Raw genomic sequence first — 23,740 nt, 5'->3', positions numbered from 1 at the left:
ATCCTCACCGCGCTCGTCGCCTATGCGGGCTTCGCCGGCGCCGTGCTGTTTCCCGAGCTCTGGATGCGGGCGATCGCCTTCGTGGTCTCGGCGCTCGCCTTCTATCGCGGGGTCTCGTTCATCCACGAGGTCAGTCACCTGCGCGCGCAGGACGTGCCGGGCTTCAAGGCCGGCTACAACGCCCTCATCGGCGTGCCGTTCCTCACCCCCTCGCTGATGTATGAGGGCGTCCACAACCTGCACCGCCAAGACGCGCTACGGCACGGTGCAGGACCCCGAATACATGCCGCTCGGCCATGGGCGGATCTGGCAGGTGCCGCTGTTCGTGCTCGTGGCGGGACTCGCGCCGTTCGGCCTGCTGATCCGCTTCGGGATCCTGTCGCCGATCGCCGCAATCTTTCCGCCGTTCCGCCGCACGGTGGTGGAGCGGTTCTCCGCGCTCGCCATCAACCCGCTGTTCCGCCGCGAGATGCCGACAGGCTCGCAGCTGAAGCTCTGGCTCTGGCTCGAAAGCCTCTGCGCGCTCTGGGCCATGACGTTTCTGGCGCTCGTCTTCGCCGGCGTGATCACCGAGACCGTGTTCTGGACCGGGATCGGGCTCGGGGCCGCGGTCGGGCTCGTCAACCAGCTCCGCACGCTCGTCGCCCACCACTGGGAGAACGAGGGCGAGGAGATGACCCCGACCGAGCAGTTTCTCGACACCGTCAACGTGCCGCCGCCCGCCACGCTCCCGATGCTCTGGGCCCCGGTCGGCCTGCGCTACCACGCGCTGCATCACCTTCTGCCGCGCCTGCCCTACCACAATCTCGGGGCGGCCCACGCCCGCCTGATGGCCGAGTTGCCCGAGAGCGCCCGCTACGGCGAAGGCAGCGCCCGCGGCTTCTGGGAGGTGGTGGCGCGCCTCATCGGCTTCATCCGCAACCGCCGCTCCGCCAGCGAGACCAAGATCGCGCCGGCGGAGTAAGGCGACCCCAAACGAACCAATTGCGTGCTTCGAGACGCCTGCTACGCAGGCTCCTCAGCATGAGGGAGGTTTGTAGCTCCAGATAACTCCCCATCCCTCATGCTGAGGAGCGGCCGGCAGGCCGCGTCTCGAAGCACGCAGTTTTTCCGCGGCTTTTTCGATCAAGGACTTCGCCGTCCTCCCCGCGCTCCTTGCCGCGGCGCAAAACCCCTGATACTCGCGGCGGCATGGCCGCTTCTCCCCAGAACAACATCCGCAACTTCTCGATCGTCGCCCACATCGACCACGGGAAGTCGACGCTCGCCGACCGGCTGATCCAGCTCACCGGCGGATTGCAGGCGCGCGAGATGACCGAGCAGGTGCTCGACTCGATGGACATCGAGAAGGAGCGCGGCATCACCATCAAGGCGCAGACCGTGCGCCTCACCTATCCGGCGCAGGACGGCAAGACCTACATCCTCAACCTGATGGATACGCCCGGCCACGTGGACTTCGCCTACGAGGTCTCGCGGAGCCTCGCGGCCTGCGAGGGCTCGCTGCTCGTCGTCGACGCCTCACAGGGCGTCGAGGCCCAGACGCTCGCCAACGTCTACCAGGCGCTCGATAACAACCACGATATCGTCCCGGTCCTCAACAAGATCGACCTGCCCGCGGCCGAGCCCGACCGCGTCAAGGAGCAGATCGAGGAGGTGATCGGCCTCGACGCCTCCGACGCCGTGCCGGTCTCGGCCAAGACCGGCATCGGCATCGACCTCGTTCTGGAAGCCATCGTCAACCGCCTGCCGCCGCCCAAGGGCGACCGCGAGGCGCCGCTGAAGGCGATGCTGGTCGACAGCTGGTACGACGTCTATCTCGGCGTCGTGGTGCTGGTGCGGATCGTCGACGGCGTCCTGAAGAAGGGCCAGCGCATCCGCCTGATGGGCACCAACGCCTCCTACGACGTCGACAAGGTGGGCGTGTTCACGCCGAAGATGACTGACGTCGAGAGCCTCGGGCCGGGCGAGATCGGCTTCCTCACCGGCTCGATCAAGGAGGTGGCCGACACCCGCGTCGGCGACACCATCACGGAAGAGAAGCGCCAGACCGCCGACATGCTGCCGGGCTTCAAGCCGGCGCAGCCGGTGGTGTTCTGCGGCCTCTTCCCGGTCGACGCCGCCGACTTCGAGGACCTGCGCTCGGCGATGGGGAAGCTGCGCCTCAACGACGCGAGCTTCACATTCGAGATGGAGACCTCGGCCGCTCTCGGCTTCGGCTTCCGCTGCGGCTTCCTCGGCCTTCTCCACCTCGAGATCATCCAGGAGCGGCTCGAGCGCGAGTTCAACCTCGATCTCATCGCGACCGCGCCGTCGGTCATCTACAAGATCCAGATGACCAACGGAGATGAGATCGAGCTCCACAATCCGGCCGACATGCCGGACGTGGTGAAGATTGAGGAGATCTCCGAGCCCTGGATCCGCGCCACGATCCTGACGCCCGACGAATATCTCGGCGCTGTTCTGAAGCTTTGCCAGGACCGGCGCGGCCTCCAGATCGACCTCAACTATGTCGGCAAGCGCGCCATGGTCGTCTATGACCTGCCGCTCAACGAGGTCGTGTTCGACTTCTACGACCGGCTGAAGTCGATCTCGAAGGGCTACGCTTCGTTCGACTACGCCATCACCGACTATCGAGTCGGCGACCTCGTGAAGATGTCGATCCTGGTCAACGCCGAACCCGTCGACGCGCTCTCGATGCTCGTCCACCGCACCCGCGCGGAAGCCCGCGGCCGGGCGATGTGCGAGAAGCTGAAAGAGTTGATCCCGCCGCACCTCTTCGTCATCCCGGTGCAGGCGGCGCTCGGCGGCAAGATCATCGCGCGCGAGACCATCCGGGCGCTCCGCAAGGACGTGACGGCGAAGTGCTACGGCGGCGACGCCAGCCGCAAGCGCAAGCTGCTCGACAAGCAGAAGGCGGGCAAGAAGAAGCTCCGCCAGTTCGGCCGCGTGGAGATCCCCCAGGAGGCGTTCATCGCCGCCCTGAAGATGGACGAGTGAGGCCCGGCGCCCGTCAGGCCGCCTTGCCCCGCTTCTGGAGACGCGACGCCTCGGCGACGACGCAGCGGTCGCGGCCCATCGCCTTGGCGAGGTAGAGCGCCCCGTCGGCGGCCTTCAGCATGTCGTCGAGATCCATTCCGGTCCGGAACGTCGCGAGGCCGAAGCTCGCGGTGACGCCGAACGTCGTCGTCTCGGTCTCGAACGTCTCGGCGGCGATCGAGCGCCGCAACGCGTTGGCGACCTTGAGGGCCGCGGGCTCGTCGACATGGGGAAGCAGAACCGCGAACTCCTCGCCGCCGAGCCGGCCAACGGCGTCGGACCGCCGAAGCCGCCGCATGCTGGCGGAGACCGAGCGCTGCAGCACCGCGTCGCCGACGGCGTGCCCGTGGGTGTCGTTGACGGACTTGAAGCGGTCGAGGTCGAAGGTGAGCACAGAGAGCGGATGGCCGTGCCGCGCCGCAAGCCCCATGGCCCGCTCAGCCTCCTCTCGGAACGCCCGCCGCGACAGCGCGCCCGTCAGCGCGTCGACATTGGCGATCTGGCGCAGGTTCATCTCGGCGACGACGAGCTCGGCGAGGTCGACGAGAATCTCGCGCTCCTGAGGATTGAACCGGCGCGGCGTGCGGTCGAGCACGCAGAACGCGCCGAGCGCATGCCCCTCGGGCGTGATCAGCGGCGCGCCGGCGTAGAAGCGCAGATAGGGCTCGCCCGTCACGAAGGCGTTGTTGGCGAACATCGGGTCTTTGGCCGCGTCCTCGACCACGAGCGGCTCGGCGCGCTGGATCGTGACGTTGCAGAAGGCCGGTTCGCGCGGCGTCTCCTCGACGGCGACGCCGATGCGCGACTTGAACCACTGCCGGCGCGCGTCCAGCAGGCTGATGGTGACCATCGAGGTCCGGAAGATCTTCTGGGCGAGCCGCGTGATGCGGTCGAAGCGCTCTTCGGGTGGCGTGTCGATGATGTCGTAGCGCATCAGCGCGGCCAGGCGCTGCAACTCCGCCACGCCCGGCGCCGGCGCGTCGCAAACCGCTCCTGTCGGATGGTCCGGCAGTTTCGGGTTCATTCGCAGTCCTCGGCCTTTCCTTCGACGAGACGGACGGTCCCATACCGGCCTTTACGAAGGCTTTCGGCGCGCCTTCAAATCGCCGGGCGCGCCGAGGCCGAGGGTCAGGCGGTCGCGGAGCGCCTGCGCGTCCTTCAGCTCGCATTCCCAGATCGTCATGACGGTCCAGCCGAGGTCCCCGAGCTCGCCGCGCACGCGGGCGTCGCGCGCGACGTTGCGGGCGATCTTGGCGCGCCAGTAGTCGGCGTTGGTCTTGGGAGCCCGCGCCCCGCGCGGACAGTCATGGCCGTGCCAGAAGCAGCCATGGACGAAGACTGCGGTCTTGAAGCGCGGAAAGACGAGGTCGGGGCTGCCCGGCAGGTCCTTGCGATAGAGGCGGAAGCGATAGCCGAGCGCGTGGGCGGCGCGGCGCACCTTCATCTCGGGCTTGGTGTCGCGGCCCTTGACCGCGCGCATCACGGCCGAGCGCGCGGGATCGGTCACGCCCGTCAGCCGGCGAGCCGCGCGGCCGCCGCGCGCCCGAGCAGCGGCTCGAACAGTTCCTTGGCGAGGAACCGCACCACCGGGACCGCGACGCCGTCGCCGGCGAGCCGGTAGGCCTCGTTGTAGCGGGCGGGGAGCTCGTAGGCGTCGTCGAGGCCCATCAGCCGGGCGGCCTCGCGCCCTGACAAGAGGCGCGAGCGGATGCGACCGCCCTCGACCTCGACGATCTCCTGCCGGCTGGAGCCGCCGGCGGGCGTGCGCAGGCACCCGGCGAGTCCGTCGAACCGGACCTCGGCGCGCTGGACCTTGCCGCCCTGCCCGTCCGGCCGGATGCGGCGGTAGACTGCGCCGACATGGCGGCGGCCGGTGGCGGCGAAAGCCTCAAGCCGCGCCCGGTGCAGCGGGGCCATCAGCGAGACCAGCCGCTCGGTCTCGGCGTCGGCGCGCCAGGCGACGTCGGCCGGCTCGCGCTCGATGACGGCATCGAGCGGGGGAACGTTCACGCGGGGGGCTGGAAGGCTCCACCAGAGAGCGTCGTCGCGCGCGGGGCCGTCGAGCGCCTCATGGGCTGCGAGAAGCGCGCGGGGGCTCCATCGCGGCTGCGGGTGGGAGGCGAGCAAGGTCGCGGGGATCTCGACGTCCCGGTCCACCGCCACGATGAAGAGACGCGGCCGGGACTGCGGCACGAACAGCGCCGCGTCGACCACCAGCGCGCCGAAGCGGTAGCCGGCCTCCGACAGCGCGTCGCAGATCGCGGAGAAATCGCGCCCGCCGCGTGAGGTGAGCGCGCCGCAGACGTTCTCGAGCGCAAGCAGTCTTGGAGCCCGCCCCTCTGTTCGGAGCGCTCGGACCGCGCCCATAAAACCCCAGAACGCGCCGGAGCGCCGGGCCGAGAGGCCGGCCTTGGCGCCGGCGAGCGACAGGTCCTGGCAGGGAAACGAGCCCCAGGCGAGGTCGGCGCGGCCGGGAAGCTGCGCGGCCGCGACCTCGTGGACGTCGCCGACCCAAAGCTCTTCGCCGCCGAAATTGGCGCGATAGGCGCGGGCCTTCGCCGGCGATATGTCATTGGCGAAGGCGCAGGTCCATGAGGACCCGAGCCCCGCCCGCACCATGCCGCCGCCGGCGAAGAACTCGTAGAAGGAGAACCGCGTCATGGGTTTCTCTGGGGAGCGTCGGGGTCGTTCGCCCAAGAGGCGCCGGCGCGCAGATCTCAGCTTTCCTTGGTGTCGTCCTCGACGGTCGCCTCGGGGGCGTTCTTCTTGATCGACTCGATCGCCTTCATGGCGGAGGCCTTGGCCTTGTAGCCTTCCGAGCCGAACATCTTCTCGCCGTTGGAGGCGATGAAACGGAAACGGAATTCGCCGGCCTTGTCCTTGTAGACTTCGAACTTGTACGCCATCGCCTCGTCCTCGCCTTCCTGACCGATCTTGGCCTCGCGGGTCTGTCCGCGAGGCGTCGCGTCGGCAGGCTAAGTCGAATGACATGCAAGCGCCAAGCGGAACGGCGTCAGGATCAGTGGAAATCGCGCGATTTCGGCAGAATGCGCACGTCGCGCGGATGCACGCGCGGCGAATGAGCCCGATCGGACAGCGTGGAGTCGGGCAGCGGGTGCTTCACATGGTCTGCGCGAGCGATCGGCGGCTTGAGCTCGCGCTCGGACAGCCGCGACAGCTCAATCGTGCGGTCGACCAGCCTCTCCGCGACGAGATGCACGATGCCCTCGGGGCTCCGCTGGACGCGACCGGAGATCTCGATCAGCCGCGCGCCCATCACCTCCTTGCGGAACGCCTTGGTCACAGAGGGCCACATCACGGCGTTGGCGATCCCGGTCTCGTCGGCGATCGTCATGAACACCACGCCCTTGGCGCTGCCGGGCTTCTGGCGCACGAGCACGACGCCCGCGGCCTTGAGGCGCCGCCCGTCGCGGGCCTGGCCGAGCTCGCTGCAGGACACGGCGCCCTCGGCCGCAAACATCGCGCGCAGGAACTGCATCGGGTGGCCTTTGAGCGAGAGCCGCGTGGTCTGGTAGTCGGCGACGACGTGCTCGGAGAGCGGCATCTCGGGCAGCGGCGCGGCGCTTTCGCGTCCGAGATCGCGCGCGTCCGCGGCCGCAAACAGCGGCAGCGCGACGTCGTCGGGCAGCCGCCGCACCTCCCAGAGCGCGGCGCGCCGGTCCAGCCCGATGGAGCGGAACGCGTCGGCGTCCGCGAGCTTTACGAACGCGGCCTTGGGCAGTCGCGCGCGGCGGCGGAGGTCTTCGATGAAGGTGGAGATTTGGCTACCGTCTCCCACAAGGGCAGAGGGTATCGAAGACATTGCGCCGTCTTCGTCTTCCCTCCCCTCCGCCAAAGCCTCGGCCCACTCCTCCCGAAATCCCTCGATCTGGCGAAAGCCGAGCCGAAGCGCGAGGCCACGCTCGCCGTGCTCCAGCACATTGTCCCAGCAACTCGCCGTGACGTCCGCGCCGAAAACCTCGACGCCGTGCTCGCGGGCGTCGCGGACGATCTCCGCGGAGGAGTAGAAGCCCATCGGCTGGGAGTTCAGCAGCGCGCAGGCGAAGGCGGCCGGATGGAAGCATTTGAGCCACGAGGAGACATAGACGAGCTTGGCGAAGCTCGCCGCATGGCTCTCGGGAAACCCATAGGAGCCGAAGCCCTCGATCTGCTTGAAGCAGCGCCGGGCGAAGTCCGGATCGTAGCCGCGCTCCACCATGCGCCCGACCAGTTTGTCGAAGAATTTCTCAACCCCGCCGACATGCCTGAAGGTCGCCATCGAGCGTCGGAGCGCATTGGCTTCTTCGCCTGAAAATTTCGCCGCCACCATGGCGACCCTCATTGCCTGCTCCTGGAACAGCGGCACCCCGAGAGTCTTCTCCAGAACCTTTTTAAGCTCGTCAGGATCATGAGGGGACCCAGGCTGCGGATAGACGACCGCTCCCGGGTTCTTCCGAGCCTTCAGATAGGGGTGCACCATGTCGCCCTGGATCGGGCCCGGCCGCACGATCGCGACCTCGATGACGAGGTCATAGAACTCCTTCGGCCGAAGCCGCGGCAGCATGTTCATCTGCGCCCGGCTCTCGACCTGGAACACGCCGAGCGAGTCTCCTCGCGAGAGCATCTCGTAGACCTGCGGCTGATCCTTCGGCACGTCGGCGAGCTCCAGCCGCTTCCCGCCGTGCAGCGCGATGAGGTCGAAGGCCTTGCGGATGCAGGTCAGCATGCCGAGCGCGAGCACGTCGACCTTCATCATGTTGAGCCTGTCGAGATCGTCCTTGTCCCATTCGATGAAGTGCCGCTCCCCCATCGCCGCAGGGCCGATCGGCACGCTTTCGTCGAGCCGGTCATCTGTCAGCACGAAGCCGCCGACGTGCTGGGAGAGGTGGCGCGGGAAGCCGACGAGCTCCGTGGCGATCGCCACCACTCGGGCAAGGTCCGGATTGTCCGGGTCGAGGCCGGCCTGGCGCACCTGATCGCGGGTGAGGCCAGAGCCCCATGAGCCCCAGACGGTGTTGGCGAGCGCCGCGGTGACGTCCTCGGTCAGCCCGAAGACCTTGCCGACCTCGCGGATCGCGCTGCGCGGCTTATAGTGGATGACGGTCGCGGCGAGCGCCGCGCGGTGGCGGCCGTAGCGGCCATAAATGTGCTGGATCACCTCTTCGCGCCGCTCGTGCTCGAAGTCGACGTCGATGTCGGGCGGCTCATCGCGCTCTTCCGACAGGAAGCGCTCGAACAGCACGTCTGTCTCGGCCGGATCGACCGCGGTGACGCCGAGCACGTAGCAGACCGCAGAATTCGCAGCCGAACCGCGCCCCTGACAGAGGATGCCTTCGCCTCTTGCGAAGAAGACGATGTCATGGACAGTCAGGAAGTAGTGCGCGATCTCCTTTTTCTTGATGAAGGCCAGTTCCTTGGCGATCGTGTCCAGAACCTTGCGCGGCGCGCCGTCCGGATAATGCTTGGCGATGCCGGCCCGCACGAGATCGCGCAGATGGCCGTGAGCCGTCTTGCCGGCAGGCACTGGCTCGTGCGGATAGTTGTAACGAAGGTCTTCGAGACTGAAGACGACCCGCTCCGAAAACCGCAGCGTCTCGGCGAGCGCCTCGGGCGCGTCGCGGAACAGCCGCGCCATCTCGACCGCGCCCTTCAGGTGCCGCTCGGCGTTCACTTCCAGCAGCGGCCCGCGGCCTCGATCGAGAGGCCCTGGCGGATACAGGTGACGACATCCTGCAGCGGGCGACGGTCCGGTGCGTGATAAAGCGGCTGGTTGGTGGCGAGCAGCGGAGCGCCGATGCGGGCGGCGAGGCTCTTCAGCGCGCCGAGGCGGCGGGCGTCGTCGCCGCGGCGGGGCATGTCGGCGCCAAGCCAGACAGAGCCCTGGCGCGCCTCGTGCAGCGCCTCCAGCGCCTTGCGCGTTTCCGCGCCCGGCCGAGCGGGAGGCATGACGACCGCGAGCAGGCCCTCGCTCCACTGAAGCAGATCCTCAAAATTTAGCCGGCAATCTCCCTTCTCCGTCCGGTTCTTGCCAAGCGTGATCAGCCGGCAGAGCCGCCCCCAGGCGTCGCGGTCGCGCGGATGGACCACGACGTCGGGCGCCCCGTCCTCGAACACGAGCCTGGCGCCGGCGAGCAGCTTCGGAACATTGGGCAGCTCCGGGTTCTTCAGCGTCGCATAGGCCCGCACCACGCCCGCCACCGAGTTGCGGTCCGCGATCCCAAGCGCCGACAGCCCCATGAAAGACGCGGCCACGACATAGTCTTCCGGCCGCGAGCCTGAACGCAGGAACGAGAAGGCGGTCGCAGCCGCGACCTCGGCGAAGGCGTTCACGCGAACAGCCCGTGCAAGAACCAGCGCGGATGCTCGATCTCGCGGCCGAACAGGCCGTCGCGAAAAATCCAGAAGCGCGCGCCGGCCTCGTCCTCGACGCGAAAATAGTCGCGCGTGGGCTTGGCGCCGCCGGGCCGCCACCACTCGAGCGCGATGCGCTCCGGCCCTTCGGCGCGCAGCACGGAGTGGGATGCGCGCCGCCAGACGAAGCGCGCCGGCGGGCCGTCCGGGGCCTCGGCCACCACCTCGATAGGCTCCGGCGCAGGAAACAGGCGCAGCGGGCGGCGCGGCGGGCCATCGTCGCGCTCAAAAGCTTGCGCGGCTTCCGAGAAGCCGCCGGTCTGCGCAGGCTCGAACCGCGCCTGCCGTTCCGGCCGGTGCGCGTCGACGGCCCGAATTCCGACGACGCGCGCGCGGCCATGGCGGGCGGCGAGCCGGTCGACGAGTTCAGCGAGTTCGGCCCGCGCGGCCGCGCCTTCGTCGAAGCTGCGAACGGTCTCGACGAGCGGTTCGGCGGTCTGCGCGGAGAGGCGCAGAAGATCATAGCCGAAGCCCGGATCGAGCGGATCGGCGAGCGCGTCGAGCCGCTCGCGGAAGAGACGCAGCAGCAGGCGCGGATCGCGGCTCGGGGCGCCGACGCCAAGCGCGACGCGCGTCACCCTTCCGTCTGCGCGGAAGAACGCGGCCTCGGCGCCCATGAGCCCAAGCCCCGCGGCCTCGAGCCTGCCGCACAGCGCGTCCGCCAACGCGGCGAGGGCCGCAAGCGCCGCCTCGACGGTCGCGATCGGCTCGGCGAAACGCCGCTCGACCATCAGCCGCGGGGCCGGCCGCAAGGGCGAGACCGGCGGGTCGTCATGGCCGAGCGTCCGGTCGAGCGTCGCGACCATCTTCGCGCCGAACCGCGCCGCAAGCTCGCCCCGCCCGCGCGCCGCCGTCGCGCCGATCGTCTTCAGCCCCGCGCGCAGCAGCGCGGTCCTTTGCGCCTCGTCGAGGCCGAGCGCGACCACCGGCAGCCGCGCCACGAGATCGCGGCTCGAGCCTGCGGGCGCGACGCCGCCTTGCGTGAACCAGGCGAGCGCGCGGGCCGGCCCCGCCGCGTCCGCCACCGCGACGCGGCAGGCGAAGCCGTGGGAGCCCAGCGCCTCGACCAGGCCTTCTACGAGGCTCTCCTCGCCGCCGAACAGCGCCCCGCAGCCCGAGACGTCGAGCAGCAGGCCGCGCGGCGGATCGAGCGCGACAAGCGGGGTGTAGCGGTCGCACCAGTCCGCGAGGGCCTTGAGGAGACGTTCGTCCTCGTGGACGTCGGCGGGCGCGGCGCGCAAGGTCGGACAGACCGCGCGCGCCTCGGCGAACGCCATGCCGGCGCGCAGCCGCGCTTGCGCGCAGCCGCGTCGACGGCGAGCAGCCGCAGCGCCGCCCCGACCGCTCGACCACCGCGAAGGGCCGCTCATCCGGCTCTGCGCAGGCCGCCCGCTCCTGGCGCCGCAGCCGGTCGATCGGCAGGTCCGGCAGCGCGATCGCGAGGATCCGCCGCCGCTGCGGCGTCGCGCCGGACGTCCGGGTCGAGGGCGCCGAGGCGCCGCTCGGCAAGGCGGAAGAGCCCGTCATCGAACCCCCAGGCGAGCGGCCAGCGCCCGACCCCGCCGAACCGGTTGCGCGTAAGCTCGGCGCGCGCGAGCGGGCGCCCCCAGCCCTCCAGCGCCTCCGCCCAAGCCTCCGTCCGCGCGGCGGCCGCGCGGGCTCCAGCCGCCCCCCAGGCGGAGGAGAGCGGGGAAAGGCGCCAGCGCGTCTCGGCGGCCGAAAGCCCGGCTGGCGCCCCCGGCTGCGGCGCAAGGCGCAGCATGACCCCGAGCGCGCCCGACCGTCCCGCCGCAAGCGCGAGCCTGCGGCCCGCGATCCGGTCGAAGCCCTGGATCGCGCCGAAGGGCTCGATCACCACGGCCGCGACCGCGGCGGAGGAAAGCCCGGCCTCCGCCGCCTTCAGCGCCGCGGCGACGTCCGGCGCCCTCAGCAGGACGAGCCGTGCGGGATCGAGGCCGAGCGTCGCGAAACCTGGAGCCCAGATCTCGCCGCTCTCGCGCGCCGCCATGTCCTGCCTGATCCACAGCACCGCTCCCTTTGTCCCCGCGGCCAGAGCCGCAAGCGCGCCCACGAACCCGGTGGCGGCCCCCGCGGCGGCCGGCGAGGCGGCCGCCACCACATGCAGCGCGCCGCGCCTCAGCCCGCCTCCGAGCGCGGCGTCGATCTCGCCGACGCCGAGCGCGACCCGCGGGCCGCGCGCGTCCGCCTCGCGCCCCTCGACGCGGGCGACCGCCTCCCGCAGGGCCGCAAGCGTCTCCGCCGCCTCGCCATGGGCGCCGCCTCGCTGCTGTCTGTTGACCTTAAGTTCCTGTTTTGTTCTTTTACGAAGCGACGGAAAGGTGAGTCAAGCCGCCGCAGGCAGGGGACGCCCCTGGGCATAAAGCCGGCCCCTGAAAATCGCTCAGGACTCAGCCTCCTGGGATTTTCGGAAATTTACGCCGCCACCGTGACGAGCAGTGCATAGCCTGTGCACAAGCCGGTTGCGCACAGGAAGACATGGCCTGACCGTTCCCGATGGCAGGGCGGCCTGTTTCGTCCGTTACTTAGGAAAAAACTGCACGGTCATCGCGCCGCCGTTGACATTGCAGCTGGCGCTGGACTCCCACGCTCGGAAATCCGCTTTCCCGAACGTTTTGTACAAAACCGTCTTGGCGCGATCGATACGTAGGCTTGGCGGCCTGCGATTGCTGAGGGAGCAAACCACTCCCCGCCGACAGCCCCAACGCAACCACGACAGCAATCGCCCATCTTACCCCTCCCCATCACCCTCATGGCTCCACGGGCCGAGCGTATGGCGACTTCGCGCTTAGGGCGAGCGACATCGACCTCAAAGCCAAGGCCGAACAGCGGCTGCAACGGCAAGATGTCTCCCAGCGCCGCTTGGAATGGACAGAATAAGGGCGCGTCTCAAACGAACGCCAAACTCAACCTGAGATTATATTTATGAGATTTTCGCTCGGCGCGCTTCGATCGCACGTCCGGGAACATTCCAGAACGTTCTGGTCCACTGGCGCACAAGGCTTTAGCCCGAACGTCGAACGGATATCATCGGACGAATAGCCGTCGCCTCGCCGATTTTCCGATCCTTCAGGCCACGCCGATCCGCTCCACGACCCCCTGCGGTGATCGACGAGGATGCGAAGCGTCTCCTCGGCCTCCAGGCCGGTTTCGTAGCTTGCGACGAGAATCCCGGCGGCCTTTCGTTCGAGAAGCTCCCGCAGAACCGGCAAGGCCTCATCGGCCGTTTCGCACGCCAGTTCGACGTCGCCCCGGGCGCCGATGTATGTGATCACGTATGCCATGGCGCGAGATACGACCAAAGTCGTAGCGTTTACCATGACGATTGCATCATGGCTGACATTCAATTTGCGGTATACGCAAAAACGCGTATCCGCGGCTTCGCCGGACGCGCGCTCCCTTCGACATGGGAATCGCGAAAGCAAAAGCCCGACGCGTCGGGGGAGCGCGCCGGGCTTGCCGTTAGGCGAAACGCATCGGGGAGGTACGTTTCAGACGCTAGACGCGCGAGCGAGCGTTTGGTTCCGCGATTGATCCAGAAAGCGCTCTCGAACTCAGCGCGATCATCATACGCGTGAGCGATCGGCCGTTCGGAACAGGCTCGCCGAAGGCGTCCTAACGCTCGTCTGGCGACCGTTCCCTGGCCGCAAGGACCCGCAAAGCATCCATTGCCTCGGCTTCGGTCTGGAAGCTCGAGACCATCACGCCCGGCTCGCCCTTCTGGGCAAGCTCCGTCAGCGTCTCCAGCGCCTCCACGGCCGTCTCGCACGAGACTTCCCTGGCCATGCCTAGCGGGCCGTAGGTGATGACATAGGTCATGCGCTATCAGGTGGCGCGCCATTTGTCGCCGTCCACCATAGCGAGCATACAGTAAGTACTACTACTTAGTATGTCGTCCGCAACCCGCGCAGACGTGGGGCGGAGCCGTCCCGTCGCGCCAGCCGGCTGGCGGCGCGACGGGATCAGCCGGAAATGACCGCGCCGCCCCTCTCGCTTCCAAGGAAGCGCACTGCGGAGAGCCATTCCCGCCCAGTAGCCTAGGGCGTCGGCCCCGGGGATAAAACCCTCTCCGGGGAATCCTTTTGAAGGGGCTCGGCTGTTCCGAAGGACGAGCCGAGCCCGCGATCAGAGCGCCTCGAGGGTCTTTTCCGCGGTCGAGAGATCGGCCTTGCCAGGCGAGTCCTCGATCGCGAGATGCGTCACCACCATGTCGTCCAGCACCATGGCGTAGCGCTTGGAGCGCAGGCCCAGACCGCCGCCCGAAGCGTCGAGGTCGAGCCCGATCGCCTTGGCGAAGTCGCCGTTGCCGTCCGACAGGAAGGTGAGCTTGCCCTTGGCCCCGGTCGCTTCGGCCCAGGCGTTCATCACGAAGGGGTCGTTCACGGCGGTGACCGCCACGACCTCGACGCCCTTGGCCGCGAGCGCGTCGAGATTGTTCAGATAGCCCGGCAGGTGGTTGCGGTGGCAGGTGGGCGTGAAGGCGCCGGGAACCGCGAACAGCACGGCTTTCTTGCCGGCGAATACGTCCTCGGTCATCACGGTCTCGGGACCGTTGTCGCCAAGGCGACGGAAGGTGGTGTTGGGAAGGCGCGCGCCGACCTCGATCGTCATGAGGCTTGTGTCTCCGGAAACTGCGACGGGCGGGATGCTCCTGCCCATGCAAGGCGTTGCGCCGCGAGACTTAAGGCGTCCTGGCGATGTCGTCGAGGGCGACCGGGGTCTCGATCGCGCGCCCGCCGGCCGAAAGCGTGAGGCGCAGGCCGCTCTTCGGCAGTTCAGGCTCGTCGAACGCCATGCGGAACGTCGCCCGTCCGCTCTTCGGCGCGGCGAGCAGTTCGGGAGCCGGCGCGAAGTCGCCGTCGCCGGTTTCCGCGAAAAGCTCAGGCCGCGCGCCTTCGGGCGACGCCACCGCGATCTCGAGCGCCGCGCCGCCGCTCGCGGAGGCGCGGGCAACGGAGGCGACGGCGAGCGGCTCCGGCGCGCCGAGCGCAAGCGGCTTGGGCGTCGCGGCCTGGGCGGCGCGGACCGGCTCGGTCTCCGCGCCGGTCGTGGCGGCGGTGAGCTCGAGCTCCGCCTCGGCCCTCACTGGCACGCAGACCATCTCGCAGACGCCGTAGTCGGCGACGAGCCTGAGCTCCACGGGCGCAGCAGGATCCTTGGGCCGCACCGTCACGGGGAACGTCACCTCGCCATGATAGACGTTGGTGACGCCGTCGCCGTCGTCGGCCCGCTCGGGCGCGGGAAACGCGACCCTGGCCTCGGCGACGTTTTTCGACCCCGAGAAATCGAACCGCGGAGGAACGCCGCTCGCGCCGGGCTGGCGCCAGTAGGTCTTCCAGCCGGGGTCAAGCGCGATGGAGATCGCCGCGAGACGCTCTCCGGGGGCGGCGTCCGCGCGTTCCGCCTCCAGCGGCCCGGCGTCGATCAGGCGCAGCGCCGCCGCGCCTTCGCGCGCCCAGGGCGACGCGTTCTCGGCGACGGCCGGCAGGGGCGAAAGCGCGACGAGCGCGGCGGCCAGGAAACGGATCATGGTCGTGCGAGGATAGCGGCGACGGACCGTTCGCCAAAGCAAAGCGACGTGAGCGGCGCCCCGCAGCGTCTGATTGCGCGCGATACGACTTTCAAAAACCGCCGGCCGCCCATAATCTTCAGCCCATGGCTCCGGTGATCCGCAAACATCTGACCGAAAAGAAGGACCGCTCGGGATATCTCGACGGTCAGGTGCTGGTGGCGATGCCGACCATGGAGGACGACCGCTTCGCGCGGACGGTCATCTATGTGTGCGCGCATTCCTCCGAAGGCGCGATGGGCATCGTGGTCAACAAGCCCGCGCCGCACATCAGCTTTCCGGACCTTCTGGTGCAGCTTGACGTGATCACGGAGGGCGAGGAGATCCGCCTGCCGGACGGCGCCGAGGCGATCCAGGTGCTGCGCGGCGGGCCGGTCGAAAGCGGGCGCGGCTTCGTGCTGCACTCTGCCGACTTCATGATCGAGGACTCGACGCTGCCGATCGACGACGGCATCTGCCTTACGGCGACGCTCGACATCCTGAAGGCGATCGCGCGCGGCGACGGGCCGCAGAGCGCGATCCTCGCGCTCGGCTACGCCGGCTGGGCGCCAGGTCAGCTCGAGACCGAGATCCAGGCGAACGGCTGGCTCAACGTGCCCGCCGACCGCAGCCTCGTCTTCGACGGCGAGCCGGATTCGAAATACGAGCGGGCGCTCGCCAAGATCGGCATCGACCTCGGCAAACTGTCGACCGAGGCGGGGCACTCCTAGGCCCGCGCAGCCGCCCCTTCGGGTTCGGCCTCCGGCTTCCGCCGGAACAGAAACAGCGTCGACACGAAGCCGCAAAGCGCGGCGAACGACATCCAGATCCCCGGCGCCGCTTTGTCGCCCGTCGCCTCGATCATCCAAGTGGAGATCGCGAGCGAGAAGCCCCCGAGCGTCGTCGCGAGGCTGTAGGCGAGCGAGAAGCCCGAGGCGCGCACATGGGCGGGGACGAGCTCCGTCAGCGCCACCACCATCGCGCCGTTGTAGGAGGCGTAGAGGAACGACAGCCACAGCTCGACCTCGAGCAGGCGCAGAAAGCTCGGCTCGGCCACGAGCCAGCGCAGCGCCGGATAGGCGGTGAGCATGGTGAGCGCCGTGAAGGCGAGAAGGATCGGCTTGCGGCCGACACGATCAGAGACAGCGCCCCAGATCGGCAGCCAGACGAAATTCGAGACGCCGACGCAGATCGTCACGATCAGCACCGCCGAGCGGTCGAGCTTCAGCTCCCGCTCGCCGAACGTCGGGGTGTAGGCGGTGATGAGATAGAACGAGACGGTCGTCATCATCACCATGGCCATGCCGGCGAGCACGATCCGCCAATTCGCCGCGAGCGTGCGGTAGATCTCGCCGGCGCTCGGACGATGGCTGCGGCGGGCGAATTCTTCGGTCTCCTCCAGCGAGCGGCGCAGGACGAACAGGAACGGCACGATCGCGCAGCCGATTACGAAGGGGATGCGCCAGCCCCAGGACGCGAGGTCGTCGGGCGCGAGCAGCTTCCCGAGACCAAAGCCGAGGGCGGCCGCCGCGACGGTCGCGACCTGCTGGCTGGCGGACTGCCACGAGACGTAAAACCCCTTGTTGCCGGGCGTCGACATCTCGGCGAGATAGACCGACACGCCGCCGAGTTCCACGCCGGCCGAAAATCCCTGCAGCAGACGGCCGACGAGCACGAGGATCGGGGCCGCGAGGCCGATGGTCTGGTAGCCCGGCACGAAGGCGATCAGCACCGTGCCGGCCGCCATGATGGCGAGCGTGACGATCAGGCCCTTTCGCCGCCCGACCCGATCGACATAGGCGCCGAGAAAGATCGCGCCGAGCGGACGCATCAGGAAGCCGGCGCCGAAGATCACCAGCGTCAGCATCAGCGAGGCGAACTCGCTGTCGGCGGGAAAAAAGGCGCCGGCGATGTACTTCGCGTAGAAGCCGTAGAGAAAGAAATCGAACATCTCGAGGAAGTTGCCGCTCGTGACGCGAAGCACGGTGGCGGCCCGAGACTTCGGGCTGGCGTCGCTTGCCGACATGGACGACCTCTTGCGTGGCCCGCCGGGCACGGGTCAACGCCTTGCGCAGGCTCGTCGGCCCATGATCATGCGAGCGCCGATCACAGAGGCGTGACTTAGGGGATGGTCGACGCGCGTCCAGAAAAACCGCGTCCGAGAAAAGCGTTCCGAGGCCGCATGCTCTCAGCCGTGCAGCGGCGAAGAGCCGGGATGCCAGGCGCTTCGGAAATCAGCCCCGGCGGTTCAGCCCTTCGCGCCGCCGATCTTGTCGAGCCTCGCGCGCATCTCGGCCATCTCGCGGCGGAGATCGTCGAGGTCGTCCGGATCCTTGGCCTTGGGCGTCGGCGCTGTGGCGGCGGCCTCGCCGGCCGCGCCCTCCTGGACCGGGAACACGGTGAACATGCGGAAGGCGCGCTCCATCATCGCCATGTTGGCGCGCACCTGCTCCTCCATCGCGTTCTGGAACGGCGCCGCGCCCGGCAGGCCGCCCATCGCGTCGCGCATCTTCTGCTGATCGCGGGTCAGCGCGCCCATCGAAAGCTCGAGATACTTGGGCACGAAGCTCTGGACCTGGTCGCCGTAGAACCGGATGAGCTGTCGCAGGAAGGTAATGGGCAACAGGTTCTGCCCCTTGTTCTCCTGCTCGAAGATGATCTGGGTCAGCACCTGATGGGTGATGTCGTCGCCGGTCTTGGCGTCGACCACCTGGAAGTCCTCGCCCTTCTTGACCATGGAGGCGAGGTCTTCGAGCGTGACGTAGGTGCTCGTGCCCGTATTGTAGAGCCGACGGTTCGCGTATTTCTTGATGGTGATCGGATCGGTCGTGCTCGCCATACGCGCCAGTCTCCGTCACTTCCCGCAATGCGATAGCCGACCGGCGCGCGGCGCCGCGAAAGGCATCGAAACATCGGAACGATAGGGCGAAATTTCTGTGACGGCCACTTTTTTGTGCAGTGCGGAGATAAGTCTTTGGACGATGAAGCGACTTTCGCGCGCCGCCTGATCGGAGCGCGCCGGACGGCCTTGGGCGGGCGCGGCGCTTTCCGCCGCGACGGCCCTCATCCTCGCGACGCCGGCCGCCGCGGCGCCCGACAGCCTCTACACACGCCACGACTTCGAGCGCTGTCCGGAGGCGAAATCGCCCGAACCCGGCGTGGTCTCTGTGCGGGTGTGCACCGGCACATCCACAATACGGGTGACGTGGACCGCGGACTCCGACTCCTCCGCGCTCTCCTTCGGACGCGCGCCCGCCGACGAGGACCTCGACATCGGTTCGTTTTTCGAGGCTCAGCCCACGATCGAGTGGCGCCTCGGCGCGGACGGCCGTCCCGCCGCCGCGATCGTGCGCTACCGGGTCGGCAGGTCGGTGGGCAAACTCACCGAGAGCCGGCTGGTGGTCTACCGGCTTGAACCCGGCGGCCGGTCCTGCATCATGGGCGACGTCGTCGAGCCGCAGGCCAACGTGAAGGCGCGGGCGCTCTCCGACGGGCTCGCGGGAGACTTCCGCTGCGGCTCGAGCAAGCGTGTGGCGCGCTGACGAACGCCAGCATCAGACCTTCGGTCAATGACCTAAGGCTGTCTTGACGCTCTTCGGGCGCGCCACCATTAACCCAACGACCCTCTCGTCCGGACGGGCCCGTTTGGACGTCAGAAATCCTCGCGAAGGAGAAGCTTCATGGCCGAGACCGACGTCGTCATCGTCAGCGCCGCGCGCACCCCGGTGGGCTCGTTCTCGGGCGGGCTGTCGTCGCTCCCCGCGCATGAACTCGGCAAGGTCGCGATCAAGGCCGCGCTGGAGCGCGCCGGCCTCGACCCGAAGGAAGTGTCGGAGGTCATCCTCGGCCAGGTCCTGACCGCGGCTCAGGGGCAGAACCCGGCCCGTCAGGCCTCCATCGGCGCCGGCGTGCCGATCGAGGCCTCGGCCTGGGGCATCAACCAGGTGTGCGGCTCGGGGCTGCGCGCCGTCGCGCTCGCCAGCCAGGCGATCAAGAACGGCGACAGCTCGATCGTGGTCGCGGGCGGCCAGGAGTCCATGAGCCAGTCGGCCCATGCGGCCCTCATGCGCCCGGGCCAGAAAATGGGCGACATGAAGTTCATCGACACGATGATCAAGGACGGCCTCTGGGACGCCTTCAACGGCTACCACATGGGCACCACCGCCGAGAACGTCGCGACCCAGTGGCAGATCACCCGCGAGCAGCAGGACGAGTTCGCGGTCGCGAGCCAGAACAAGGCCGAAGCCGCCCAGAAGGCCGGCAAGTTCAAGGACGAGATCGCGCCCGTCACGGTGTCGAGCCGCAAGGGCGACGTCGTCGTGGATCAGGATGAGTACATCCGCCACGGCGCGACGCTCGACGCCATGACGAAGCTGAAGCCCGCCTTCTCGAAGGACGGCACGGTGACGGCCGGCAACGCCTCCGGCATCAATGACGGCGCCGCGGCCCTCATCGTGATGTCGGCCAAACTCGCCCAGGAGAAGGGCCTGACGCCGCTCGCCCGCATCGCGAGTTGGGCGCAGGCGGGCGTCGACCCGTCGGTGATGGGCTCGGGCCCCATCCCGGCCTCGCGCAAGGCGCTCGAAAAGGCCGGCTGGTCGGCCTCCGACCTCGATCTGATCGAGGCCAACGAGGCCTTCGCGGCGCAGGCCTGCGCGGTCAACAAGGACCTCGGCTGGGACGTCTCGAAGGTGAACGTCAACGGCGGCGCGATCGCGATCGGGCATCCGATCGGCGCGTCGGGCGCGCGCGTGCTCGTCACCCTGCTGCATGAGATGGGCAAGCGCGACGCCAAGAAGGGCCTCACCACGCTCTGCATCGGCGGCGGCATGGGCATCGCCATGTGCCTCGAGCGCGACTGAGCTTTTTGCAGGACGACGCGCGGAGCGCCCATGCACTCCGCGCGCACTGAGCCGGGCGGCCACAAGCCCGACCGATCGAACTGGTTTTTCAGGGAGGAATCGCAATGGCGCGCGTCGCGCTCGTGACTGGCGGAACCCGCGGCATCGGTGAGGCGATCTCGATCGCGCTCAAGAACGCCGGCTACAAGGTGGCCGCGACCTATGCCGGCAACGACGAGAAGGCGAACGCCTTCAAGGACCAGCACGGCATCGCCGTGTTCAAGTGGGACGTGGGCGATCCGCAGTCCTGCGCGGACGGCATCGCCAAGGTCGAGGCCGAGGTCGGCCCGGTCGACGTGCTGGTGAACAACGCCGGCATCACCCGCGACGGCATGTTCCACAAGGCGACGTTCGAGCAATGGCGCGAGGTGATGTCCACCAACCTCGACTCCATGTTCACGATGACCCGTCCCGTCATCGACGGCATGCGTGAGCGCGGCTTCGGGCGCATCATCAACATCACCTCCATCAACGGCCAGAAGGGCCAGATGGGCCAGGCTAACTATTCCGCGGCCAAGGCGGGCGTCATCGGCTTCACCAAGGCGCTCGCTCAGGAGAACGCCAAGAAGGGCGTCACCGTGAACGCGATCGCCCCGGGCTACATCGCGACCGAAATGGTGATGGCGGTGCCTGAGAAGGTGCGCGAGTCGATCATCGCCACCATCCCGGTCGGCCGTCTCGGCGAAAGCGACGAGATCGCCGAGGCCGTGGTCTATCTCGCGAGCGAGAAGGCCGGCTTCGTCACCGGCTCGACGCTGACCATCAAGGCGGCCAGTACATCACCTGAGCCGTCGACGAGGCGTCGTCCCGGCCGAGCGCGAGCGAGAGCCGGGATTGCGCTTCGGACGGAACAAAGCTCTTTCATGTCCCGGACTTGATCCGGGACCCAGAACCGACCCGCATCTTGCTAGAGCGCCACGCCCGCCACGTCTTCCGGGAACCGCATCGGTTCTGGGTCCCAGATCAAGTCCGGGACAACGGCTGCGGCGGCTCCGTCGCCCTTCCGGAATGACCGTTCGCAGAAAGCTCTTGTAACAAGGGCGCGGCCTGCTCCGTAATCGGGGCATGCCGCGCCCTTCGATTTTCAGCTTCTGCTTCGGCGACGCCGGCGAGTGGCGGATCGCCTCGATGCGCGCCGTCGTCGGATCCGCGCCGCCGCCGGCCGAACGGCTCGCGGTGCGCGAAGGCGTCCTCGCCGATCAGGCCGGCTTCGTGCTGCGCGGCACGACCAGCAACGCCCGCTATTCGAAACGCGCGGAGCTCGACGCTCTTGCGGCCAGGCAGGAGGAGCTCGGCCGCCCCACGGCGACCCGCGCGGCGCTGATCCCGATCCGCAAGTCCGAGGCCTGGTGGGCGCTCGCGCAGGACGAGCGCCGCGCCGTCATGGAGGAGCGCTCGCGCCACATCGCGATCGGGCTCGACTATCTGCCCGCGGTCGCGCGACGCCTGCATCACGGCCGCGACCTCGGCGAGCCGTTCGATTTCCTCACCTGGTTCGAATATGCGCCGGAACACGAGGACGCGTTCGAGACGCTGGTGACGCGCCTGCGCGAGACCGAGGAATGGCGCTTCGTCGAGCATGAGGTCGACGTTCGGCTGGTCCGGGACTGAAACGCCGTCTCATCCCGGCCCCAATCCCGGACAAGGCGGCTGCGGCTCCATCGCTCTTCCGGGCGCCGCGCGGCGCGGCTATGACCGCGCGGCATGACCCCCGCCCGCGCCACCCTCATCGGCCTCACCGCCATCGCCCTCTGGTCGACGCTCGCGCTGCTGACGGCCGCGACCGGCGCCACGCCGCCGTTCCTGCTTACGGCGCTGACCTTCGCGATCGCAGGGGTCGCCGGCTGCGCGGTGGCGGCGTTGCGGCCCGGCGGGCTTGCAACTGCGCTTCGCCAGCCGCCGGCCGTCTGGGCCCATGGGGTCGGGGCCTGTTCGGCTTCCACTTCTTCTATTTCACGGCCCTGAAGCTCTCGCCGCCGCGCGGAAGCGAGCCTCGTCGCCTATCTGTGGCCGCTGCTCATCGTGTTGTTCTCCGCGGCGCTGCCGGGCGAGCGATTGACGGTCCGCCATCTTTTTGGGGCGGCCGCGGGGCTGTGCGGCACCGCGCTGCTCATCGGCGCGGGCCGGCGACGGGCTGTCGTTCGAGGGCGCGCATCTGCTCGGCTATCTGTCGGCGGTCGCGTGCGCGGTGTGTGGGCCGCCTATTCGGTCTCGAGCCGCTTCTTCGCCAAGACGCCGACCGAGGCGGTGGCGGGCTTCTGCCTCGCCACCGCCGCGCTTGCGGCGCTCTGCCATGTCGCGCTCGAGACGACCGTCTGGCCGGGGACCACCGGCGAATGGCTCGCCGTGCTCGGGCTCGGGCTCGGGCCCGTCGGCCTCGCCTTCTTCGTCTGGGACGTCGGCATGAAGCGCGGCGACGTGCGCCTCTTGGGCGTCGCGGCCTATGCGGCGCCGCTGATCTCGACACTGCTGCTCGTCGCCTTCGGCTACGCGCAGGCTTCGCCGGCGCTCCTCGCCGCCTGCGCGCTCATCGTCGGCGGCGCGCTGGTCGCGACGCTCGGCGGGCGGGTGAAAAAACTAGAAGGACGCAGTTCCTCTCAGTCGCCAGTCTTGCGCGGCGTCGGACGCCAGTCCGGCGGGGCCATCTCGAAGCCCGAGAACTCGAAGCCCGGCGCGACCGTGCAGCCGACCAGCGTCCACTCCCCAAGCGACTCCGCCGCCTGCCACCAGCCGGCCGGAACCACCACCTGCGGCCGGTCGCCGGCGGAAGGTTCGGCCCGAGCCGGTGGGCCTCGGCGTCGTGGCCGTTCGGCGAGCGTCAGCGCAAGCGGCGCGCCGGCGTAGTGGTGCCAGATCTCGACGGCGTCGACCTTATGCCAGGCCGACACTTCCCCTGCGGCCAGCAGAAAGTAGATCGCGGTCGAGCGCGCCGGCCATTCGCGTCGGTCGCAGGATCGCGGAACACCTCGCGAAACCGCCCGCCTTCCGGGTGCGGCTCGAGATCGAGCAGGCTAGCGACGGTGTCGGCGGAAAGCCCTTCGAGCCCGGTCATCCGCGGTTCTTTCGGTCGCGAAGCTCGGCGAACACCGCCGCCGCGTCGCCGTCGAGCCCGACCGCCGCCGCGACCTTGTCTTCGGCCGCGCGCAGAAAGACGTTGGTGGCCTTCTCCGCGCCGATGGTGGACGGCACGGTCGGCTCGCCCTTCGCCCGCGCGGCCTCGATCTTCTTCAGGCGCTCTGCGATCGCGACGTCGCCGGGCAGGATCGAGGCGCAGAACTTGGCGTTCGAGAGCGTGTATTCGTGCCCGCACCAGACGCGCGTCTCGTTCGGCAGCTTGGCGAGCTTCGAGAGCGAGCGCCACATCGCCTCCGGCGTGTCCTCGAACAGCCGCCCGCAGCCCATCGCGAACAGCGTGTCGCCAGCGAACAGCCATTTTTCGCGCGGCTCGAAGAACACCACATGGCCCTTGGTGTGGCCCGGCGTCGCGATGGTCTCGAAGCTCCAGGGCCCGATCTTGGCGACGTCTCCCTCGGAGAGCGGGACGTCGAGGCCGGGGATGTGCTGGGCCTCGTCCTTCGGGCCGTAGACGGTCGCCCTGTAGTCGTTCCAGAGCTCCGGCAGGCCTCCCACATGGTCCGCGTGCTTGTGGGGGTGATGAGGATGTCGGTCAGTCGCCAGTTCCTCTCCCGCAGCGCATCGAGGATCGGCTTCGCCTCCGGCGCGTCGACGAGGACCGTCGTGTCGCCTTCGTGCAGGAGCACCGCGTAATTGTCGCTGAGGCAGGGAACGAGGACGATTTCGGCTGGCATGGGAGCTCCCGGGAGAT

20 protein-coding genes and 5 pseudogenes are annotated in these 23,740 nt (G+C 68.7%); 10 read left to right on the top strand and 15 right to left on the bottom strand.

The window, feature by feature from the left end; genetic code table 11:
- Positions 1-220: 220 nt before the first annotated feature.
- Positions 221-964 (top strand): fatty acid desaturase, encoded by a 744-nt coding sequence (locus K6K41_RS18780; protein WP_261401767.1) that lies wholly within the window; start codon positions 221-223, stop codon positions 962-964.
- 227 nt (positions 965-1,191) lie between these two features.
- The gene (gene lepA / locus K6K41_RS18775) at positions 1,192-2,997 is read left to right on the top strand and encodes a translation elongation factor 4 (protein ID WP_261401766.1); all 1,806 of its coding nucleotides are present in this window, start codon (positions 1,192-1,194) and stop codon (positions 2,995-2,997) included.
- Positions 2,998-3,010: 13 nt separating this feature from the next.
- Here lepA and K6K41_RS18770 read toward each other — a convergent pair whose 3' ends face one another.
- From K6K41_RS18770 to K6K41_RS18740, 7 genes and pseudogenes are all read right to left on the bottom strand, one after another.
- Positions 3,011-4,060: a sensor domain-containing diguanylate cyclase gene (locus K6K41_RS18770; protein ID WP_261401765.1), complete on the bottom strand. Its 1,050-nt coding sequence runs from the start codon at positions 4,058-4,060 to the stop codon at positions 3,011-3,013.
- A gap of 51 nt (positions 4,061-4,111) precedes the next feature.
- On the bottom strand, positions 4,112-4,543 hold the full coding sequence (locus K6K41_RS18765; protein ID WP_261401764.1) for a very short patch repair endonuclease: 432 nt from the start codon (positions 4,541-4,543) through the stop codon (positions 4,112-4,114).
- Between the two features lie 5 nt (positions 4,544-4,548).
- Positions 4,549-5,697, bottom strand: coding sequence for a DNA cytosine methyltransferase (locus K6K41_RS18760; protein ID WP_261401763.1), 1,149 nt, complete (start codon positions 5,695-5,697; stop codon positions 4,549-4,551).
- Between the two features lie 56 nt (positions 5,698-5,753).
- On the bottom strand, positions 5,754-5,942 hold the full coding sequence (locus K6K41_RS18755) for a YegP family protein (RefSeq protein ID WP_261401762.1): 189 nt from the start codon (positions 5,940-5,942) through the stop codon (positions 5,754-5,756).
- A gap of 113 nt (positions 5,943-6,055) precedes the next feature.
- Positions 6,056-9,366, bottom strand: a pseudogene (locus tag K6K41_RS18750) (error-prone DNA polymerase).
- Complete coding sequence (locus K6K41_RS18745) at positions 9,363-10,724, bottom strand: DNA polymerase Y family protein (protein ID WP_261401761.1); 1,362 nt, start codon at positions 10,722-10,724, stop codon at positions 9,363-9,365. Before K6K41_RS18745 ends, K6K41_RS18750 begins: the two are co-directional and overlap by 4 nt.
- Positions 10,725-10,813: 89 nt before the next feature.
- Complete coding sequence (locus tag K6K41_RS18740) at positions 10,814-11,563, bottom strand: DNA repair protein (RefSeq protein WP_261401760.1); 750 nt, start codon at positions 11,561-11,563, stop codon at positions 10,814-10,816.
- A gap of 3 nt (positions 11,564-11,566) precedes the next feature.
- Here K6K41_RS18740 and K6K41_RS18735 point away from each other — a divergent pair, with 3 nt between their 5' ends.
- A complete protein-coding gene (locus K6K41_RS18735; RefSeq protein ID WP_261401759.1) occupies positions 11,567-11,911 on the top strand; it encodes a hypothetical protein in 345 nt (114 codons plus the stop codon).
- 460 nt (positions 11,912-12,371) lie between these two features.
- Here the strand turns inward: K6K41_RS18735 and K6K41_RS18730 are convergent, their stop codons facing one another.
- From K6K41_RS18730 to K6K41_RS18715, 4 genes are all read right to left on the bottom strand, one after another.
- The gene (locus K6K41_RS18730; protein WP_261401758.1) at positions 12,372-12,749 is read right to left on the bottom strand and encodes a hypothetical protein; all 378 of its coding nucleotides are present in this window, start codon (positions 12,747-12,749) and stop codon (positions 12,372-12,374) included.
- A 331-nt stretch (positions 12,750-13,080) separates the two neighbouring features.
- The gene (locus tag K6K41_RS18725) at positions 13,081-13,284 is read right to left on the bottom strand and encodes a hypothetical protein (RefSeq protein ID WP_261401757.1); all 204 of its coding nucleotides are present in this window, start codon (positions 13,282-13,284) and stop codon (positions 13,081-13,083) included.
- 306 nt (positions 13,285-13,590) lie between these two features.
- Complete coding sequence (locus K6K41_RS18720) at positions 13,591-14,076, bottom strand: peroxiredoxin (protein ID WP_261401756.1); 486 nt, start codon at positions 14,074-14,076, stop codon at positions 13,591-13,593.
- 70 nt (positions 14,077-14,146) lie between these two features.
- The gene (locus K6K41_RS18715) at positions 14,147-14,995 is read right to left on the bottom strand and encodes a protein-disulfide reductase DsbD domain-containing protein (RefSeq protein WP_261401755.1); all 849 of its coding nucleotides are present in this window, start codon (positions 14,993-14,995) and stop codon (positions 14,147-14,149) included.
- Between the two features lie 125 nt (positions 14,996-15,120).
- Here K6K41_RS18715 and K6K41_RS18710 point away from each other — a divergent pair, with 125 nt between their 5' ends.
- Positions 15,121-15,744: a YqgE/AlgH family protein gene (locus K6K41_RS18710; protein WP_261401754.1), complete on the top strand. Its 624-nt coding sequence runs from the start codon at positions 15,121-15,123 to the stop codon at positions 15,742-15,744.
- Here the strand turns inward: K6K41_RS18710 and tcuC are convergent.
- The gene (gene tcuC, locus K6K41_RS18705) at positions 15,741-17,039 is read right to left on the bottom strand and encodes an MFS transporter (RefSeq protein ID WP_261401753.1); all 1,299 of its coding nucleotides are present in this window, start codon (positions 17,037-17,039) and stop codon (positions 15,741-15,743) included. The two genes, K6K41_RS18710 and tcuC, sit on opposite strands and share 4 nt — an antisense overlap.
- A gap of 222 nt (positions 17,040-17,261) precedes the next feature.
- Positions 17,262-17,852: a polyhydroxyalkanoate synthesis repressor PhaR gene (gene phaR, locus K6K41_RS18700; RefSeq protein ID WP_261401752.1), complete on the bottom strand. Its 591-nt coding sequence runs from the start codon at positions 17,850-17,852 to the stop codon at positions 17,262-17,264.
- Between the two features lie 361 nt (positions 17,853-18,213).
- Between phaR and K6K41_RS18695 the strand changes: the two genes are divergently transcribed.
- The 6 genes and pseudogenes from K6K41_RS18695 to K6K41_RS30010 form a co-directional block, all read left to right on the top strand.
- Complete coding sequence (locus K6K41_RS18695; protein WP_261401751.1) at positions 18,214-18,555, top strand: hypothetical protein; 342 nt, start codon at positions 18,214-18,216, stop codon at positions 18,553-18,555.
- Positions 18,556-18,693: 138 nt separating this feature from the next.
- Complete coding sequence (locus K6K41_RS18690; protein WP_261401750.1) at positions 18,694-19,875, top strand: acetyl-CoA C-acetyltransferase; 1,182 nt, start codon at positions 18,694-18,696, stop codon at positions 19,873-19,875.
- A gap of 104 nt (positions 19,876-19,979) precedes the next feature.
- Positions 19,980-20,701 (top strand): annotated as a pseudogene (phbB, locus tag K6K41_RS18685) (acetoacetyl-CoA reductase).
- Positions 20,702-20,979: 278 nt separating this feature from the next.
- The gene (locus K6K41_RS18680; RefSeq protein WP_261401749.1) at positions 20,980-21,525 is read left to right on the top strand and encodes a chlorite dismutase family protein; all 546 of its coding nucleotides are present in this window, start codon (positions 20,980-20,982) and stop codon (positions 21,523-21,525) included.
- Between the two features lie 93 nt (positions 21,526-21,618).
- Positions 21,619-21,879, top strand: a complete 261-nt coding sequence (locus K6K41_RS29640; RefSeq protein ID WP_315855062.1) for a hypothetical protein — start codon at positions 21,619-21,621, stop codon at positions 21,877-21,879.
- Between the two features lie 57 nt (positions 21,880-21,936).
- Positions 21,937-22,407 (top strand): annotated as a pseudogene (locus K6K41_RS30010) (EamA family transporter); the annotation flags it as partial.
- A gap of 104 nt (positions 22,408-22,511) precedes the next feature.
- Here the strand turns inward: K6K41_RS30010 and K6K41_RS18670 are convergent.
- Positions 22,512-22,966: pseudogene (locus tag K6K41_RS18670) on the bottom strand (cupin domain-containing protein).
- Positions 22,963-23,723, bottom strand: a pseudogene (gene gloB, locus K6K41_RS18665) (hydroxyacylglutathione hydrolase). Before gloB ends, K6K41_RS18670 begins: the two co-directional pseudogenes overlap by 4 nt.
- Between the last annotated feature and the right edge of the window lie 17 nt (positions 23,724-23,740).

This window comes from Chenggangzhangella methanolivorans, from assembly GCF_019797865.1.
Classification (GTDB): domain Bacteria; phylum Pseudomonadota; class Alphaproteobacteria; order Rhizobiales; family Methylopilaceae; genus Methylopila; species Methylopila methanolivorans.
This window is presented reverse-complemented; position numbering and strand designations above follow the sequence as displayed.